This window comes from Streptomyces sp. NPDC042201 (genome assembly GCF_055582185.1).
This window is the reverse complement of sequence record NZ_JBVJDS010000004.1, coordinates 707,805-723,762: the sequence shown is the minus strand read 5'-3', so window position 1 is coordinate 723,762 and position 15,958 is coordinate 707,805. Positions and strand designations below refer to the sequence as shown.

General features: G+C 70.5%; 14 protein-coding genes. 4 read left to right on the top strand and 10 right to left on the bottom strand.

What is annotated here, in order from left to right:
* Complete coding sequence (locus ACZ6MZ_RS13565; protein ID WP_469351760.1) at positions 1-2,898, top strand: NHLP bacteriocin export ABC transporter permease/ATPase subunit; 2,898 nt, start codon at positions 1-3, stop codon at positions 2,896-2,898.
* A 15-nt stretch (positions 2,899-2,913) separates the two neighbouring features.
* Here the strand turns inward: ACZ6MZ_RS13565 and ACZ6MZ_RS13560 are convergent, their stop codons facing one another.
* The 3 genes from ACZ6MZ_RS13560 to ACZ6MZ_RS13550 all read right to left on the bottom strand — a co-directional run bounded on the left by ACZ6MZ_RS13560 (position 2,914) and on the right by ACZ6MZ_RS13550 (position 5,031).
* The gene (locus tag ACZ6MZ_RS13560) at positions 2,914-3,630 is read right to left on the bottom strand and encodes an HAD family hydrolase (protein WP_389790288.1); all 717 of its coding nucleotides are present in this window, start codon (positions 3,628-3,630) and stop codon (positions 2,914-2,916) included.
* Between the two features lie 25 nt (positions 3,631-3,655).
* Positions 3,656-4,036 (bottom strand): winged helix-turn-helix transcriptional regulator, encoded by a 381-nt coding sequence (locus ACZ6MZ_RS13555; protein WP_469351759.1) that lies wholly within the window; start codon positions 4,034-4,036, stop codon positions 3,656-3,658.
* A gap of 227 nt (positions 4,037-4,263) precedes the next feature.
* Positions 4,264-5,031 (bottom strand): SDR family NAD(P)-dependent oxidoreductase, encoded by a 768-nt coding sequence (locus ACZ6MZ_RS13550; RefSeq protein WP_469351757.1) that lies wholly within the window; start codon positions 5,029-5,031, stop codon positions 4,264-4,266.
* Between the two features lie 328 nt (positions 5,032-5,359).
* Here ACZ6MZ_RS13550 and ACZ6MZ_RS13545 point away from each other — a divergent pair, with 328 nt between their 5' ends.
* The 3 genes from ACZ6MZ_RS13545 (at position 5,360) to ACZ6MZ_RS13535 (ending at position 8,542) form a co-directional block, all read left to right on the top strand.
* Positions 5,360-6,196, top strand: a complete 837-nt coding sequence (locus ACZ6MZ_RS13545; protein ID WP_469351805.1) for a S1 family peptidase — start codon at positions 5,360-5,362, stop codon at positions 6,194-6,196.
* A gap of 249 nt (positions 6,197-6,445) precedes the next feature.
* Positions 6,446-7,291: a S1 family peptidase gene (locus ACZ6MZ_RS13540; protein WP_469351802.1), complete on the top strand. Its 846-nt coding sequence runs from the start codon at positions 6,446-6,448 to the stop codon at positions 7,289-7,291.
* 192 nt (positions 7,292-7,483) lie between these two features.
* Complete coding sequence (locus tag ACZ6MZ_RS13535) at positions 7,484-8,542, top strand: lactonase family protein (protein WP_469351755.1); 1,059 nt, start codon at positions 7,484-7,486, stop codon at positions 8,540-8,542.
* 155 nt (positions 8,543-8,697) lie between these two features.
* Here ACZ6MZ_RS13535 and ACZ6MZ_RS13530 read toward each other — a convergent pair whose 3' ends face one another.
* The 7 genes from ACZ6MZ_RS13530 to ACZ6MZ_RS13500 all read right to left on the bottom strand — a co-directional run bounded on the left by ACZ6MZ_RS13530 (position 8,698) and on the right by ACZ6MZ_RS13500 (position 15,927).
* Positions 8,698-9,618, bottom strand: a complete 921-nt coding sequence (locus tag ACZ6MZ_RS13530) for a sirohydrochlorin chelatase (RefSeq protein WP_389790294.1) — start codon at positions 9,616-9,618, stop codon at positions 8,698-8,700.
* A 95-nt stretch (positions 9,619-9,713) separates the two neighbouring features.
* Positions 9,714-10,700, bottom strand: coding sequence for an N-acetylglucosamine kinase (locus ACZ6MZ_RS13525; RefSeq protein WP_389790296.1), 987 nt, complete (start codon positions 10,698-10,700; stop codon positions 9,714-9,716).
* The gene (locus tag ACZ6MZ_RS13520; protein ID WP_389675495.1) at positions 10,697-11,374 is read right to left on the bottom strand and encodes a uracil-DNA glycosylase; all 678 of its coding nucleotides are present in this window, start codon (positions 11,372-11,374) and stop codon (positions 10,697-10,699) included. Before ACZ6MZ_RS13520 ends, ACZ6MZ_RS13525 begins: the two co-directional genes overlap by 4 nt.
* A 130-nt stretch (positions 11,375-11,504) precedes the next feature.
* Positions 11,505-12,419 carry a carbohydrate ABC transporter permease gene (locus ACZ6MZ_RS13515; protein ID WP_389790298.1) on the bottom strand — a complete coding sequence of 305 codons (915 nt, stop codon included), beginning with the start codon at positions 12,417-12,419 and terminating at the stop codon, positions 11,505-11,507.
* Positions 12,416-13,348 carry a carbohydrate ABC transporter permease gene (locus ACZ6MZ_RS13510; RefSeq protein WP_469351753.1) on the bottom strand — a complete coding sequence of 311 codons (933 nt, stop codon included), beginning with the start codon at positions 13,346-13,348 and terminating at the stop codon, positions 12,416-12,418. Before ACZ6MZ_RS13510 ends, ACZ6MZ_RS13515 begins: the two co-directional genes overlap by 4 nt.
* Entirely contained in the window at positions 13,345-14,730 is a 1,386-nt protein-coding gene (locus ACZ6MZ_RS13505) for an ABC transporter substrate-binding protein (RefSeq protein ID WP_469351751.1), read from the bottom strand. The genes ACZ6MZ_RS13510 and ACZ6MZ_RS13505 overlap by 4 nt, the downstream gene beginning before the upstream one ends.
* 99 nt (positions 14,731-14,829) lie before the next feature.
* Complete coding sequence (locus ACZ6MZ_RS13500; RefSeq protein WP_384190909.1) at positions 14,830-15,927, bottom strand: enolase C-terminal domain-like protein; 1,098 nt, start codon at positions 15,925-15,927, stop codon at positions 14,830-14,832.
* Between the last annotated feature and the right edge of the window lie 31 nt (positions 15,928-15,958).

Genomic DNA, 15,958 nt, shown 5'->3' with positions numbered 1-15,958 from the left:
GTGTCATCCGTTCCTCCGTCGGCGGAGCCGCCCGTTCACCCCTCCGGGACCGACCCGGTGATCCACTCCCTGGGCGGACTCGGCACGCCGGTCGACCCCAGCGGTCTGGGCAGCGTGCCGCTGGAGGGACCGCAGGTGCTGTGGCTCGTCGTGGGCGGGGCGCTGGACCTGTTCGCGGTCGACGCCGCCCAGCAGGGGCACTGGCACTTCCTCGGGCGCCTCGAAGCGGGCACGCTGCTGCTCGGCCCGGTCGAGGGCCCGCAGCACACCCTGCTCGGCAAGCCTTCGCAGGACTGCCTGCTGCGCCGGATCCCGCTGCGGGAGCTGCACCCCTCCGCGTACGACCCGTCCTCCGCGGACGCCTACGCGTACCCGGACGCGTACGCTCCCACGGACGCCGGCACCTACGCGTACCCGACCTGGGCGCCGACGCCGCTGGAGCACGCGTTCGCGCTCGGCACCGCGCGCGGCCTGGGCGTCCTGTTCGAAGCGCCGCTGGACGGCCGCCCCGGCGGCGACGAGACCATGGCCGACGACGACATCCTGTGGATGCCGGTCGCCCCGGGCAGCGTGCGGTACGGCGCCACGTTCGGCGCGGACGCCGCGGGTGACCTGCTGGTCGACGGCGCGATGTGGCAGCGGATGGTCAATCAGCAGTACCGGCTGCTGTCCGCCCTGGACCGCTGGATCGAACAGCTGGAGCGCGCGCACGCCGACAGGACCGCGGCCGGCATCAGAGCGGGTGAAACGGTCCGCGCACGGGCGGACCAGGCACTGATCGCCTCGATGGGCAGACCCGCCAAGGCCGGGCGGAGCCCGTCCGGCACCCGGGAGACCGGCGACGACGCGGCCTTCGCCATCTGCCGGGTGGTCGCCAGGGCCGGCGGGATCACGCTCTCCGAGCCGCCGAAGAGCGGTCCGGTCAACGACCGCGTCGGCCCGGTCGAGCGCATCGCCGTCGGCGCCCGGATCCGTACCCGCTCGGTCAGGCTCGACGGGCCCTGGTGGCGGACGGACGCCGGCCCCCTGGTGGGCCATTGGGCCAAGTCGGGGGCGCCGATCGCGCTGTTGTGGCGCCGTGGCAGGTACGAGGCGGTGAACCCGGCCTCGGGGCTGCGGATGCGTATCGGCGAGGGCAACGCCGAGGAACTCGAGCCCCGCGCGGTCATGTTCTACCGGCCGCTGCCCGACCGGCCCATGACCATGGGGCGGCTGATGCGTTTCAGCCTGCGCGGTACCGGCGCGGACGCGCGCAATCTGGTGCTCAGCGGGCTGGTGACGGTCGGTCTCGGCGCGCTGGTGCCGATCGCGACCGGGCAGGTCCTCGGGGTCTATGTGCCGAACGCCGAGAAGAGCCTCATCGTCCAGGTCTCACTGGCCGTCATGATCACCAGCATCGTCACCGCGGCCTTCATGCTGATGCAGAACCTCACCCTGCTGCGGATGGAGGGCCGGATCGAGAGCGTGCTGCAGCCGGCCGTGTGGGACCGGCTGCTGCGGCTGCCCACGAAGTTCTTCACCGAGCGCTCCACCGGAGAGCTGGCCAGTGCGGCGATGGGGATCAGCTCGATCCGCCGGGTGCTGTCCGGGATCGGCCCGGTGGCCGTACAGGCGAGCACGGTCGGTGCGATGAACCTCGCTCTGCTGCTCTGGTTCAGCGTGCCGCTCGCGCTGGCGGCCATCGCCATGCTGGTCGTCATCGGAGCCGTGTTCCTCGGGATGGGCCTGTGGCAGGTGCGCTGGCAGCGACGGCTGGTGGAGCTCGGCAACAAGCTCAACAACCAGGCGTTCCAGACCCTGCGGGGGCTGCCCAAGCTCCGCGTCGCGGCGGCGGAGAGCTTCGCGTACGCGGCCTGGGCCGGCGAGTTCGCCCGCTCCCGCGAACTGCAGCAGCGGGCGGGCCGGATCAGGAACCTGACCACCGTCCTCGACGCGGTCTATCTGCCGCTCTGCTCGCTCGTCATGTTCATGCTGCTGGCAGGACCGGCTCGCGGCAGTATGTCGGCCGGCGCGTTCCTCACCTTCAACACGGCCGTGACGATGATGCTGACCTCCGTCACCCAGCTGACCGGCGCGTTCGTCTCGGCGGTCGCGGCGCTGCCGATGTTCGAGCAGATCAAACCGGTCCTGGACGAGGCACCGGAGGTCCGCGCCACCAGCGCCCAGCCCGGCGTGCTGTCCGGCGGGATCGAGGCCAGGAAGCTTTCCTTCCGCTACTCCGACGACGGCCCGCTGATCCTGGACGACGTCTCCCTCGAAGTGCGGCCGGGCGAGTTCGTGGCGATCGTCGGTCCCAGCGGCTGCGGCAAGTCCACGCTGCTCCGGCTCCTCATCGGATTCGACAAGCCGGTCTCGGGCAGCGTGCTGTACGACGGACAGGACCTGGCCGCTCTCGATCAGGCGGCCGTGCGCCGGCAGTGCGGGGTCGTCCTGCAGAACGCCCAGCCGCTCACCGGGTCGATCCTGGACTGTATCCGCGGGGCCGAGCCGTTCTCGCAGGAGGAGGCGTGGGAGGCCGCCGAGATGGCCGGGCTTGCGGAGGACATCAAGCGCATGCCGATGGGCCTGCACACGATGATCTCCGGCGGCAGCGCGATCTCCGGCGGGCAGCGGCAGCGTCTGATGATCGCTCAGGCGCTGATCCGCCGTCCGCGCGTCCTGTTCTTCGACGAGGCGACCAGCGCGCTGGACAACGCGACCCAGCGCGTCGTGATCGAGAGCACGCGCAGCCTGCGGGCCAGCCGGCTGGTGATCGCCCACCGGCTCTCCACGGTCATGGACGCCGACCGCGTGATCGTCATGTCGGAAGGCCGCGTCGTGGAGCAGGGCCCGCCCGGCGCGCTGCTCGCCGATACGGGCGGACACCTGCACGAACTGGTGCGCCGGCAGCTGAGGTGACCCGGCCGGGTGCTGTCACGGGTTTCCGGCACGCCTGACCGGGCCGTGGCCGGCGCCGAGGAGCCATTCGTACGCGACCTCGCTGGTGAACTCGCCCTGGCCGCCGGGGAAGAGCAGACCCGCCGTGCCGTAGACCGGATCGGACGCCGTGCCGGGGACATAGGGAATCGCGACGCAGCGCATCCCGGCGGCGTGCGCCGCCGCCACTCCCGGCGCGGCGTCCTCCACCACGACACAGTCGGCCGGCCCGGCGCCCAGCCGACGCGCGGCCTCCAGAAAAATATCCGGCTCGGGCTTGCCGCGGGGGACCTCCTCGGCGGAGACGGTCGTGGTGAAGTACGCGTCCAGTCCGGTGACGCCCAGCGCCACGTCGATCGCCGCGCGGGACGAACCGGAGGCCACGGCCGTCCGGACGCCCTCGGCACACAGCCGCTCCACGAACGTCCGCATCCGCGGGAACACCTCCGTCGAGACACGTACCCGCTCCAGATAGAACCGGTCCTGCTCGGCCAGCAGTTCGTCGAGCGGTGCGGTGATCCCGTACTCCTCGCGCAGCGCCTCCAGCGTCTCCCGGGTGCTGATGCCGATGAAACGGCTGTGGTGCTCCCAGCTGAAGTCGGCCACGCCGTACTGGGCGAGGAGCCGGCGCCCGGCTTCGTAATAGTTCGGCTCGCTGTCGACGAGTGTTCCGTCGAGATCGAAGATGACCGCCGGGATGCGCGAAGTGCTCATGCGTCCCAGCATGCCAAGCTCACTGTCAGCGCCCTTCGCCGGCCGTCCCGCCCGCCGGCCCGATCTTGTCGAGGTGCCGCTCGACCCAGTCCCGCAGCTGCGCGAGCGGTTCGCCCACGCTCCGGCCGAGGTCGGTCAGCGCGTACTCCACGTGCAGCGGCACGGACGGATAGACGGTCCTGTCGACGAAGCCCATGCCTTCGAGGCGGCGCAGCGTATTGGTCAGCACCTTCGGGCTGATGCCGTCCAGCCGTCGCTGAAGCATCCCGAAGCGCTGCGGCCCCTGCGCCATGGCACCGATCGCCAGCGCCGACCACTTGTTGGCCAGCAGGTCGAGCACCTCACGGCACGGGCACTGGGCCGCGTAGACATCGTGGTGGTCGTGCTCGTCCATCGTGCAGCTCATGACCATGGCGGCGGATCCCCTCTGTCACCTCACTGCTTCCCTTGGGATAGTAACGACCTGGTGCACGATAGCCAGTGGATCAGCGAGCGGCGTCATGCGGCTTCGCATCCAAGGCGGAGGAGGAAGGCGACGCGGAGCGTCGTCGACTGACGACAACGCCGGAGGCGGAGTCGCAGGGCGTCGGGAGCCCGCTGGCTATCGTGCACCAGGTCGTAAAGGCCTACGGGTCACATCCGGCAGCCGTCGACGGCCAGGGTCGATCCCGTGATGTAGGAGGCGTCCGGCGAGACGAGGAAGGCGACGGCGGCGGCGATCTCCTCAGGCTCGGCGAACCGGCCCCAGGCGCTGGAGATCCGGGACAGTGTCTCGGGGGGCAGGTCACGCAACGCCGGGTGGATGTAGTGCCCGCCGTTCTCGGCGGACATGTCCGAGCGGGTGCCGCCCGGCGCGATGACGTTGACGGCGATGCCCCGGGCGGCGAGCTCGGGCGCGAGGTTGAGTGCCAGCGCGGACACGGCCGCCTTGCTCGCGGCGTAGAGGCTGTGCTCGAACACGGCGATACGGGCGCTGACCGACGAGGTCAGCACGATGCGGCCGCCCTCTCCCATCACCGCCGCCGCGGCCTGCGTCGCGAACAGCTGTCCTGCGACATTGACGTTGAACACCCGCTGGTAGTCCGCGAACGTGAGGGATGCGAGGGGACCGAAGTGTTCGATGCCGGCGTTGCTCACCAGGATGTCGAGGCCGCCCAGCTCCTCGGCCGCCCGGTTCACCAGCGCCCGCGCGGCGTCGGGATCGCCGACATCGGCCTGCGCCGTACGCACGCGGCGGCCGTCCCCGTCCAGTTCGGCGGCCAGCGCCTCCGCGGCTTCCGCGCTGCTCCGATAGTTGATCATCACGGACGCGCCGTCGGCGGCCAGCCGGCGCACGATCGCCGCCCCGATCCCGCGGCTGCCACCCGTCACCAGCGCTTTCCTGCCGGCCAGTCCAGCCATGAGATCCTCCTGCCCGAACGGATGATGTCCTCATTTCCTACGATAGGTGCCCGTCGCCGACCGTGAGTGCCTGGCGGGGCCACTGGTGGTGGGCCGGTGTGCGGCCGGTGGGTGGCAGATGGCTGGGAAAGCGCGCCGCTCGCGGCTCAATCCGCGTCTTGTCGTGAAAACGCGCAGCGTGGACCATGCGCTCACGTAATTGATGTGGGCATGACGAATTGGTGGCTCGCCCACGGGCCGTTCGTCTCGCGGCCTTTCATCCCCTGCCCCTTGCACACGATCATCGGAGGATGCTGTGAACCTTGAATTCGCCCGGCGCGTACGCGTGATGGCTGTCGCGTCCGGTCTTCTGGCCGTCGCCACCCTGGTCGCACCGACCGCCACGGCCGACGAGGGCAGATCCAGAGCGACCGCCTCGCAGCTCGCGGCGGCCGACGCCGCGATCCTGGAGGCGGACATCGCGGGTACGGCCTGGTACACCGACGCCACGACCGGCAAGGTCGTCGTCACGGTGGACAGCAGGGTCGGCGCGGCCGAGGTCACCGCGCTCAAGAGGGCCGTGCGGACGCCGGCCGGCGCGCTGGAGATCAACCGCACGTCCGGCACGTTCACCAAGCTCATAGCCGGCGGCGAGGCCATCACCGCTTCCGGCATCCGCTGCTCGCTGGGCTTCAACGTGCAGAGCAGCGGCGGCACCAAGTACGCCCTGACCGCGGGCCACTGCACCAACCTCGGCAGGAACTGGAACATCGGCACGACGGTCGCGACCAGCTTCCCGAACAACGACTACGGCCTCATCCAGCACTCCAACCCGGCCGCCGCGGACGGCAGGGTCTCCCTGCACAACGGCACCTACCAGGACATCACCACCGCCGGCAGCGTCGTCGTCGGCCAGCCCGTCTGCCAGAGCGGCAGCACCACCGGCGTGCACTGCGGCACCGTCACCGCTCTGAACGTGACCATTAACTACGGGGCCGACACCGTCAGCGGCCTGGGCAGGACCAACAGCTGTTCCGAGCCCGGCGACAGCGGTGGCTCGGTCTTCCAGGGCAGCACCGCCGTCGGCATCATCTCCGGCGGCAGCGGCAACTGCACCTCCGGTGGCATCACGTTCTATCAGCCAATCCTCGAGGCGCTCAACGCCTACGGCCTGAGCGTGTTCTGACCACTTCGTACCAGGGCCCGGTGCCACAGCGGAACCGGCGGGCTGCCCGGCAGGGCGGCCCGCCGCCGTCGCACGGCTCATTCCGCGCCTTGTCGTGACCACGCACGGCGGGGAGCATGCGCTCACCTCATTGATATGGGCATGACCATTCAGTCGTGGGTCGTTCGTCTCCCGGCCGTGCGTCCCCTGCCCCCGGAACGTTCATCGGAGGATGTTGTGAACCCTGAATTCACCCGGCGCGCAGGCCTGATGGCCGTGGCGTCCGGTCTTCTGGCCGTCGCCACCGTGGTCACACCGACCGCCACGGCCGACGACGCCGGCAGATCCACCGCGACCGCCTCGCAGCTCGCGGTGGCCGACGCCGCCGTCCTGGAGGCGGACATCGCCGGCACGGCGTGGTACACCGACGTCACGACCGGCACGGTCGTCGTCACGGTGGACAGCAGGGTCGGCGCGGCCGAGGTCGCCGCGCTCAAGAACGCCGTGAAGGCGCCGGCCGGCGCCCTGAAGATCAACCGTACGCCCGGTACGCTCACCCCGTTCGTCAGGGGCGGTGACACGATCTACGGCCCCGGGGGTGTCCGCTGCACGGTGGGCTTCAACGTGCAGGACAGCGCCGGCGTCAAGTACGCCCTGACCGCGGGCCACTGCACCAACGCCGGCAGCGCCTGGTCCATCGGCACCAGAATCGGGTCCAGCTTCCCGGTCAATGACTACGGCCTCATCAAGTACGGCGACCAGAGCCAGGCGGAGGGCGGGGTCAACACCGTCGGCGGAGCCTTCCAGGACATCACCACCGCCCGTAACCCCACCGTCGGCCAGTCCGTCGTACGCAGCGGGAGCACCACCGGCGTGCACACCGGCACCGTCACCGGTCTGAACGCGACCGTCAACTACGGGGGCGGCGACGTCGTCTACGGCCTGATCCAGACCAACGTCTGCGCCGAGCCCGGCGACAGCGGCGGTCCGCTGTGGTCGGGCACCATCGCTCACGGCCTGACCTCCGGCGGCAGCGGCAACTGCTCCTCCGGCGGCACCACCTTCTACCAGCCGGTCGTCGAGGCGCTCGCCGCCTACGGCGTGAACGTCTTCTGACCGTCTTCCGGCCGAGGCACTCCCGCCCCTTGTGCGCGGTTCCCCGCCGTGCACAAGGGGCGGCTCAGGTCGCTCCGGTTCCCGCTCGACAGCGGCCTCCGGACCGGTTGATTGGTCCAGACCGCCTGCTACCGTTCGGCCGGACGTCAGCGGACGGGCCGTTGAGGATCAGCCGAAGAGGGGACACACACTGTGAGCGGCAGGAACGACGGGCGGGCCTTCATCGGGTCCTTCACCTCGGCAGGGGGCCGCGGCATCATCGCCGCGGCCGTGGACGCGGAGACCGGAGCCCTGACGGAGCGTGGAGCGACCGACGCCGTCGCGGACCCGTCCTTCCTCGCACTCGCGCCGGACGGCGCCGTGCTCTACGCGGTCTCCGAGAAGGAGGAGGGCGCGGCAGCGGCCTTCCGCGTACCGGAAGCCGACGCCCGGGACGGGGCGCCCCGGCTGATGGGGGAGCCCGTACCGGTGCGCGGCGCGGCCCCCACTCATCTCACGCTCGCCGCCGGACATCTGGTGACCGCCAACTACGGCTCGGGCAGCGTCAGCGTGCTGCCCGTCCGCGCGGACGGCACGCTGGGGGCCGCGAGCGCGGTGCTCCAGCACGAGGGCGACGGACCGCACCCGGACCGGCAGCGCGGTCCGCACGCACATCAGGTGGTGGCCGATCCGAGCGGGCGCTGGGTCCTCGGCACCGACCTCGGCACCGACTCCGTACGGATCTGTGCCCTGGACGCCGCCTCGGGGGAGCTGACATCGCACGGTGAGACGGCGCTGCGCCCGGGGACGGGACCGCGCCATCTCGCCTTCCATCCGGCCGGCGGCCACGCGTACGTGGTCAACGAGCTGGAACCGACGCTCACCGTCTGCCGCTGGGACGCGGGGACCGGCGTGCTCGAACCGGTCGGTGAGACACCCCTGCTGCCCGATGGCGCGCAGGTCGAGAGCTTCGCCTCCGAGGTCGTCGTGGCGCGGGACGGCCGGTTCGTCTGGGTGGCCAATCGCGGGCACGACAGCATCGCCGTCCTCGCGCTCGACGCGACGCACGAGAAGGCGGAGCTGGTCACCACGGTGCCCTGCGGCGGCCGCTGGCCGCGCGACCTGGCACTGGACCCGATGGGCCGCCGGCTCTACGCCGCGAATGAGCACTCCGGCGATGTGACCTGGTTCGACATCGACACGGCCACCGGCATCCCGGTCCGCGCGGGTTCCATCGTGGCCCCCGCGGCCTCCTGCGTGATCTTCGGCTGACCCGGGGCCGGGGGCCACCGGGGGCCGGTGCCGGGCCCGATCCGTACGGCCCTCCAATGGCCGGTCACGGTCGCGGAAGGGCCCGCCCCGAAGCGGTCCGGTGCGGGCTCTTTCCATACGTACGGGCCTGCCGCCTCCCCGTACGAACGGGCGAGTCAGTGGGTCGGTGTCCCCTGCGGCTGCGGCGCGATGCCCAGCGCCGTCGCGTACTTGGACAGGACCAGCTTGCCGATCGCCGGGTAGGCGCCGAGCGGCTCGGCGGCGGCGCAGTCGGCCTCCTTGAGGGCCGCGTCGAGCAGTCCCCCGGACAGCTCGGGGCCGACCAGATACGGGGCGAGCGCGAGCTGGGTCGCACCGGCGTCGCGCAGCTGCGCGGCGATGGCGGAGACCGAGCCCTCCACGTCGAGCGCGGCGGCCATGACCGGCACGGCGAGGCGCGCGGCCAGCAGCATCCCGGTGATCCCCGCGGTCTGGACGGCCTCCTCGCCGCCCACCGTGACCAGCACGATCCCGTCGGCCGCCGTGGCGACCGTGAACAGCCTGGCGCGGTCGGCGCGGGCCAGACCGGCCTCCGACAGGCGCACGTGCAGACCCTCGGCGAGCAGCGGGTGCGGACCGAGGACATCGGTCAGCTCCGCGGTCGCGCCGCTGTCCGCGACAGCCTGATGTATCCGCCCGACCAGCCCACGGTCGGGACCGGCGAGCAGCGGTACGACGACGGCCGCGGGGCCCTCGGGCTCGGCGGCCTCGCGGCCCGCGGCCTTCGCCAGCTCATAGCGTTCGGTACGCTGCGCGGCGGCCCCGGTCAGGACACTCTGCAGCGTGGGGTATTCGGCGTCGTCGCTGTCCAGGAAGCCGATGACGGCGTTCAGCCCCGGCAGCTCGGAGCGGGCGATGCTGATGACTTCTTCGGCCAGTCCGCGGACGGCGGGCGAAGGGGTGCCGGGAACGGCGAGAACAAGCGCGGGCGCACCTTCGGGAGCCGCCACGGGTTCGGGGCGACGGTGGCGCCCCGACTGACGGGGTCGCGGCATTCGTACAGGCAGGCCGGATGCGGGCCCAGTGGGGGTGCTCATGGCGCCGAATGTTACTGGTTTTGTGGGTGCGGCTGTTCGGGGAGGGGGCGGTCGTGCGCCATCTGTCCTTATTTATCCGTTAGGTATTTTTCTGCTCATCTATCCCGTTGTGTCAGGTCGTTCAGCAGCCGCGGATCGTGCGGCAGCCGCAGCGAGCCGGTGGCGAGCGCCGCCGCGATGAGCAGCGCCCCGGCGAGCGGGTCACCGGCCGGGGACACCGTCGTGGCGTGCGGAAGCTGATCGGCCAGCTCGGCCCGCAGGGGTACGAGCAGCGGATCACCGAGCTTGAACAGCCCGCCGGTGAGGGCGACTTCGGACTCGTCCGAGGGTGGGCAGACCGCGGCGGCGGCCTCCGCGATCTGCCGTGCCGCCACCGCGAGGATGGATTCCGCGACCGGATCGGCGGCCGCGCAGCGGGCCACCTCGGGTGCGAACGAGGCAAGCACGGCGGGCCGGTCGGTGCGCGGGTAGAGCAGTCCCGGCAGCTCCGGGGCGGGCCCGAAAAACGCTTCCATTCTGGACAGCAGCGCGGGTGAACCGCCGCGCCGTCCGTCGTACGCGCGCAGGGCCGCTTCCAGTCCTGCCCGGCCGATCCAGGCGCCGCCACCGCAGTCGCCGAGCAGATGGCCCCAGCCGTCCGCGCGGTGCCAGCCCGTCAGATCCGTACCGAGCGCGATCATGCCCGTGCCCGCCGCGACGACCGCCCCGGGGCGCTGTCCCAGCGCTCCGGCGTAGGCGGTGACCGCGTCCGCGGCGAGCGCCAGCCGGCCGACCCCCAGGGAACGTTCCAGCGCGGCGGGCAGTTCGGCTCGGAGCCCGTCGCCGAGCGTCGCCATCCCGGCCGCGCCGATCGTGATCGCGGACAGCGAGTCCGCGCCCGCCCCCGCCAGCAGTGTGTCCACCGCGGGCAGCAGTTGACCGAGCAGATGGCCGGCGTCGATGCCGGCGGGCCCGGTGCGCACCGGCTCGGCGGAGCTGGTGGTGGCGACCGTCGTGACCCCGGCCGGTTCGGCGGAATCCGTGGAGCCGAGCGCGATCCGCAGGCCGGAGCCGCCGGAGTCCACGCCCAGCACCCAGCTCACGGCAGCCGCCAGTCCACGGGCTGCGCCCCCTGGCGGATCAGAAAGTCATTGGCGCGGCTGAACGGACGCGAGCCGAAGAAACCGCGGTCCGCCGACATGGGGGAGGGGTGGGCCGATTCGATCGCCGGGAAGTCGCCGAGGAGCGGTCGCAGATTGCGGGCGTCACGCCCCCACAGGACGGACACCAGCGGCTTGCCGCGGGCGACCAGGGCGCGGATGGCCTGCTCGGTCACCTCCTCCCAGCCCTTGCCGCGATGCGCGGCGGGCTTGCGGGGCGCCGTGGTGAGTGCCCTGTTGAGCAACAGGACCCCCTGGCGCGTCCAGGGCGTCAGATCGCCGTTGGAGGGGCGGGGCAGCTCCAGATCCGTGTGCAGCTCCCGGAAGATGTTCTCCAGGCTGCCGGGCACGGGCCGCACCTCGGGCGCGACCGAGAAGCTCAGCCCCACCGCGTGTCCGGGTGTCGGGTAGGGATCCTGGCCGACGATCAGGACCCGCACCTCGTCGAAGGGCTGCTGGAAGGCGCGCAGCACATTCGGTCCGGCCGGTAGGTAGGTGCGTCCCGCGGCGATTTCCGTACGCAGGAAGTCGCCCATCTCGGCGATGCGTCCGGCCACGGGGCCCAGCGCATCCGCCCATCCGGGCTCGACGATTTCTTTCAACGGTCGTGCTGCCACGGGGTGTCACTCTACTGGTGCACGCGGCCCCCCTCCGCACGCACCCGACGGACCCCCTCGCCCGCCCCACCGGAACAGGCGTGGACGGCGTCGTTGACGCAGGCGGGGAACAGTGCGACGCGCGTGGCGCTCATTCCTTGGTCGCTCCGGCGAGCATCCCGGACACCAGCGTGCGCTGCGAGAACAGGAAGAGCACCAGAACGGGCAGGATGGCGACGAGAATCGCCAGGGACAGTTCCGGGACGGTGATGTTCAGGCCGGCACCAGCCACCGGGTTGAACGACGGAGTGGAGGTGAGCAGTTGGTTCAGGCCCACCTGGACGGGGAACTGGTCGCTGTTCGGCAGGACGAGGTACGGCAGGAAGAAGTTGTTCCAGTTGCCCACGAAGCTGAAGAACGCGACCAGCCCGACCACCGGCTTCGCCAGCGGCAGCGCGATGCGGGAGAAGAGCTGCCATTCCGTACAGCCGTCGATCCGCGCGGCCGACAGCAGGTCCCTGGGCAGGCTGCTGCCGAAGTAGATGTACACCAGGTACACGCCGAACGGATAGAAGGAGAAGGGCAGGATCACGGACCAGACGGTGCCGATCAGATGGAAGCGGTTGAGCTCCAGGAAAATCGGCAGCACCAGGGTGGCCTGCGGCATGATCATTGTGACCAGGGTGATGGTCAGCAGCGTCTTGCGTCCCCGGAACTTCGTCAGGGCCAGCGCGTAGCCGGCCGGCACGCTGACGGCCAGCGTCAGTACGAGCGATCCGACGGAGTAGATCGCCGAGTTGCGCAGCCATGTGGTCATGACGCCGTCCTGGAAGGAGAACAGGTGCTGCCAGGCGGTGCCGATCTGCTGGAACGAGCCGAAGGACAGCGGGTTGTCGTGCACCACTTGGCCGGCGGTCTTCGACGGCGCGAGCAGCAGCCAGATCACCGGCAGCACGAAGAACACCAGCAGCACGGCCAGGAGGAGGCCCACGACCAGGAAGGAGGCGGCCCGGGAAGGCCGGACGCGGCGGCCAGCGGCTGCCGAGGGGAGAGCGGTTTGTGTCATTTCTCGTCCAACTTGAACAGGTTCGATCGGGCGACCAGCAGACCGGCGGCCATGAGTCCCAGCGCGAGCAGAAAGACGGAGATGGCGGCGGCGCCGTTGAAGTCGCCCTGCTGGAAGGCGTAGACGTAGGCGAGCTGGTTGGGCGACCAGGAGGGGCTCACCCGGCCGAGGCTGGCGGTCTGGAGCAGTTGGGGCTCGACAAAGAGCTGGGTGCCGGTGGCGAAGGCCATGATCGTCATGTACACGATCCACTGCCGGATCATCGGGATCTGGATGTGCCAGGCGGTACGCCAGGGCCCCGCGCCGTCCATCCGGGCGGCTTCCAGTACCTCGTCAGGGATGTTGTTCAGCGCCCCGTACATGACGACCATCCAGCCGCCGGCGCCGGTCCAGAAGGCGATCAGCATAAGGATCAGCGGCAGATTGCCGGGCGCGAGCACGGCCGCGAAGCTCTGCATTCCCATGCTCGTGAGGAGCCAGGACACCGGGCTGACGTCCGGGTCCAGCATGAACAGCCAGACCAGGACGCTGGCGACCCCGGCGAGGGCGCCGGGAATGTAGTACAGGAAGCGGAAGAGCGCCGATGTGCCCGGCCGCACCCGGCTGCGCAGGACCACCGCGACCAGGACGACGAGGACCACGAGGACCACCAGCCACATGACCAGGTAGATCAGCATGTTCGTGAAGGCCGGGACGAAGCGGTAGTCCTGGGCGACTTTCAGGAACTGGTTGATTCCGGTGAACCGGCCCTGGTCGTTGGTGAGCGCCAGGTAGAACGAGTAGCAGGTGGGGAACACACCGAACGCGAACAGCAGCAGCGCGTAGCCGGCGACGAAGAAGTAGCCCGCGAGGCCGCGGCCCCCCCGCCGCGGCGTGATGCCGCGGCGGAGGGGGGAGACGGCGACACGCTCGGTCTCCAGCAGTGTCATTCGTTGACCACCTGGTATCCCTGGGCCTTTGCCTGGTTGCTGATCTCCTGCTGCCAGGCCGGCAGGATCGAGGTCAGGCTCTTGCCAGAGGTCAGGGCCGGCAGTACGACGCTGGACCAGGCGGTGGCGTCCGAGAACTTGGTGTTCGACCAGCCGGTCCACACCTCGTCGGCGGCCTCCTGGAAGGGCTTGCTCACGTCGTTGGCGAAGTAGTCGCTGTTGGCCGGGTTGGCCAGCCACGCTTCGGCGGCCTTGGTGTAGGCGGGGTAGGTGGGCGCGGACGCCTGGTTCTCGTTGGAGGTGGTCAGCCAGGTGGCCAGGTCCGTGGACGCCTTGAGGTTGGCGCTGTGCGAGGACACCATCCACACACCGCCGCCGACGTTGCCGGTGGAGGGCGTGGTCTCGCCCTGCCAGGTCAGCGGAGACGCCACGGCGATCTGCTTGGCCGGAGTCTTGAAGGCGGCCTTGAACAGGTACTGGCCGTACCAGGACGGGCCGTACGCCATCAGCACCTTGCTGCCGCTGTCCTTGGCGAAGCCCTGGCTGAAGAAACCCTTGGTGGTGACGGCCTTGGCCGAGATCAGATCGTCCAGCAGCGTCGCCGTGCGGACGCACTTCGGGTCCTGCAGGGCGGTGCGCAGGACGTCCGGCTTCACCAGGTTGAACGCCGGGCACTGGCCGGCCCAGAAATACGACTCGTGGGAGTTGGTGTCGCCGACCGAGCCGACGAGATAGCCCGGGTGATCCTTGGCGACCTGCTTGCCCAGGGCCGCGTACTGCTCCCAGGTGGTGGGGACCTGATAGCCCCACTTGTCCATGAGGGACTTGTTGTACCAGAGCACCACCTGCGCGATGTCGTTGCGCACGCAGTAGGTGTGACCGTTGAACTGGCAGGGCGCGAGGGAGCCCTTGGCGAAGCCGTCCAGTGTGCTCTGCGGTACGAGCTTGTCGTCCAGGGGCGCGGCGAACGGCTGCGCGCCGGGCTTTGTGGGCTCGGACGCCCAGGTCACGTCGGTGGGTGAGCCGAATACCACGTCCGGCCAGCCACTGCCGGTCCGGTCGAACAGCTGCACCTTCGACTGGAGGTACGTGGAGCCGTCGGCGCCGCCGTCGTACGTGACGATCTTCATCTTCACGTCCGGGTGCGACTTCTGGTACGCCTGCACCGACGGGAGCCGGGTGGAGTCGGCCCACACCGTGATCTGCGAGCCGTCCTTCTGCGTGACCGGCTTGAACGCCGACCCCGAGGAGGAGGACCCGGTGGAGGTGTCGGCGCTGGCACAGCCGGCCAGTACAGCCGCTGTGGCCAGGGAGAGCGCGACTGCGGCGGTGCGCAGTGCCATGCCGCGTCGGCGGGCTCTCGGAGATCCGGAAGACCTCATCGTCTTGCCTTTCTTGTTCTTGCGTGGGACGGGTAACGCGCCGGATGGGGCCCCGGGTGCGGTGGCGGGGCGGACTACTGCCGACCCACCACCGCCCGGTCAGCGCGGCTGCTCGACGAAGCTCTGCAGTTCGCTGCCGTAGCCGAGGTCGAGCGGGAGGGCTATGCCCGGCCCCGTGGGGGCGTGCACCAGGCCCTGAGCGTCCACATGGCGCTCGCGGACGACCTTCGCCGCGGTCACCAGGGACTCGTAATAGGTGGTGTTGGAGATGGCCATGCACAGGTGGTGGTTCGGGATGTCCGAACCGTGCACCTCGGCACGGAGCCGGTAGGCGTCGGCGAGGTGTGCGGTGCGCATGGCGCCGGTGATCCCGCCCCGGAGGGTGGTGCCGGCCCGCACACCGAAGGTGGCGGCACCGGCCCTGATGAAGTCCGCGGAGTTCATGTGTGCTCCGTCGGAGGTCTCGGCCACCAGCAGCGGTACGTCCACGGCGGCCGCCAGCCTCTGGTACGCGGAGATGCTGAACTCGCGCATCGGCTCCTCGTACCAGAGGTAGTCCGCCTCGGACAGTGCCCGCCCCAGGCGGATCGCGTCGGGCAGGTCGAAGCCGGCCGACCCGTCGTACATGAGAGGGACCGAGGGACCGACGTGGTCGCGCAGCGCCAGGCACAGCTCGGCATCGCGGCGGGCGTCGCCCCAGGCGTGCAGTTTGATACCGCGGTAGCCCAGTTCCAGGCACTGGTCCGCCACGTCGAGGAATTCCGCGACGCTGGAGAACGTCGAGGTGGAGGCGTAGGCGGGGATCGCCTCCCGGAAACCGCCGAGCAGGCGCCAGACCGGCTGGCCGTAACACCGGCCGGCCAGGTCCCACAGGGCGGTGTCGATGAGGCCCAGGGTGGGGAGCGGGAGTTCGTGGATACGGTCCAGCTCCCACACCCGGTGCCACAGCCATTCCCGCTGGAACGGGTCGGCTCCGACCAGTTCGTCACGGAAGACCAGATCGACCAGGTCCCGCAAGGTGGTGAAGGCTCCCGGCCGGGCGAACAGAGCCACCCCCTCGGCTCCCTCGTCGGTGCCGATGCGCAGGACCGCGCCGTCGCCCAGCGGAGCGCTTCCGCTCAGTCCGTCCCGCCATTTGAAGGGAGGGCTGGCCGCCGGGACGTCGATCCGGTGTACTTCGACATGGGTGATCTTCATCGTGGCTTTCGTTTTCTGTGGGAACGTGCCG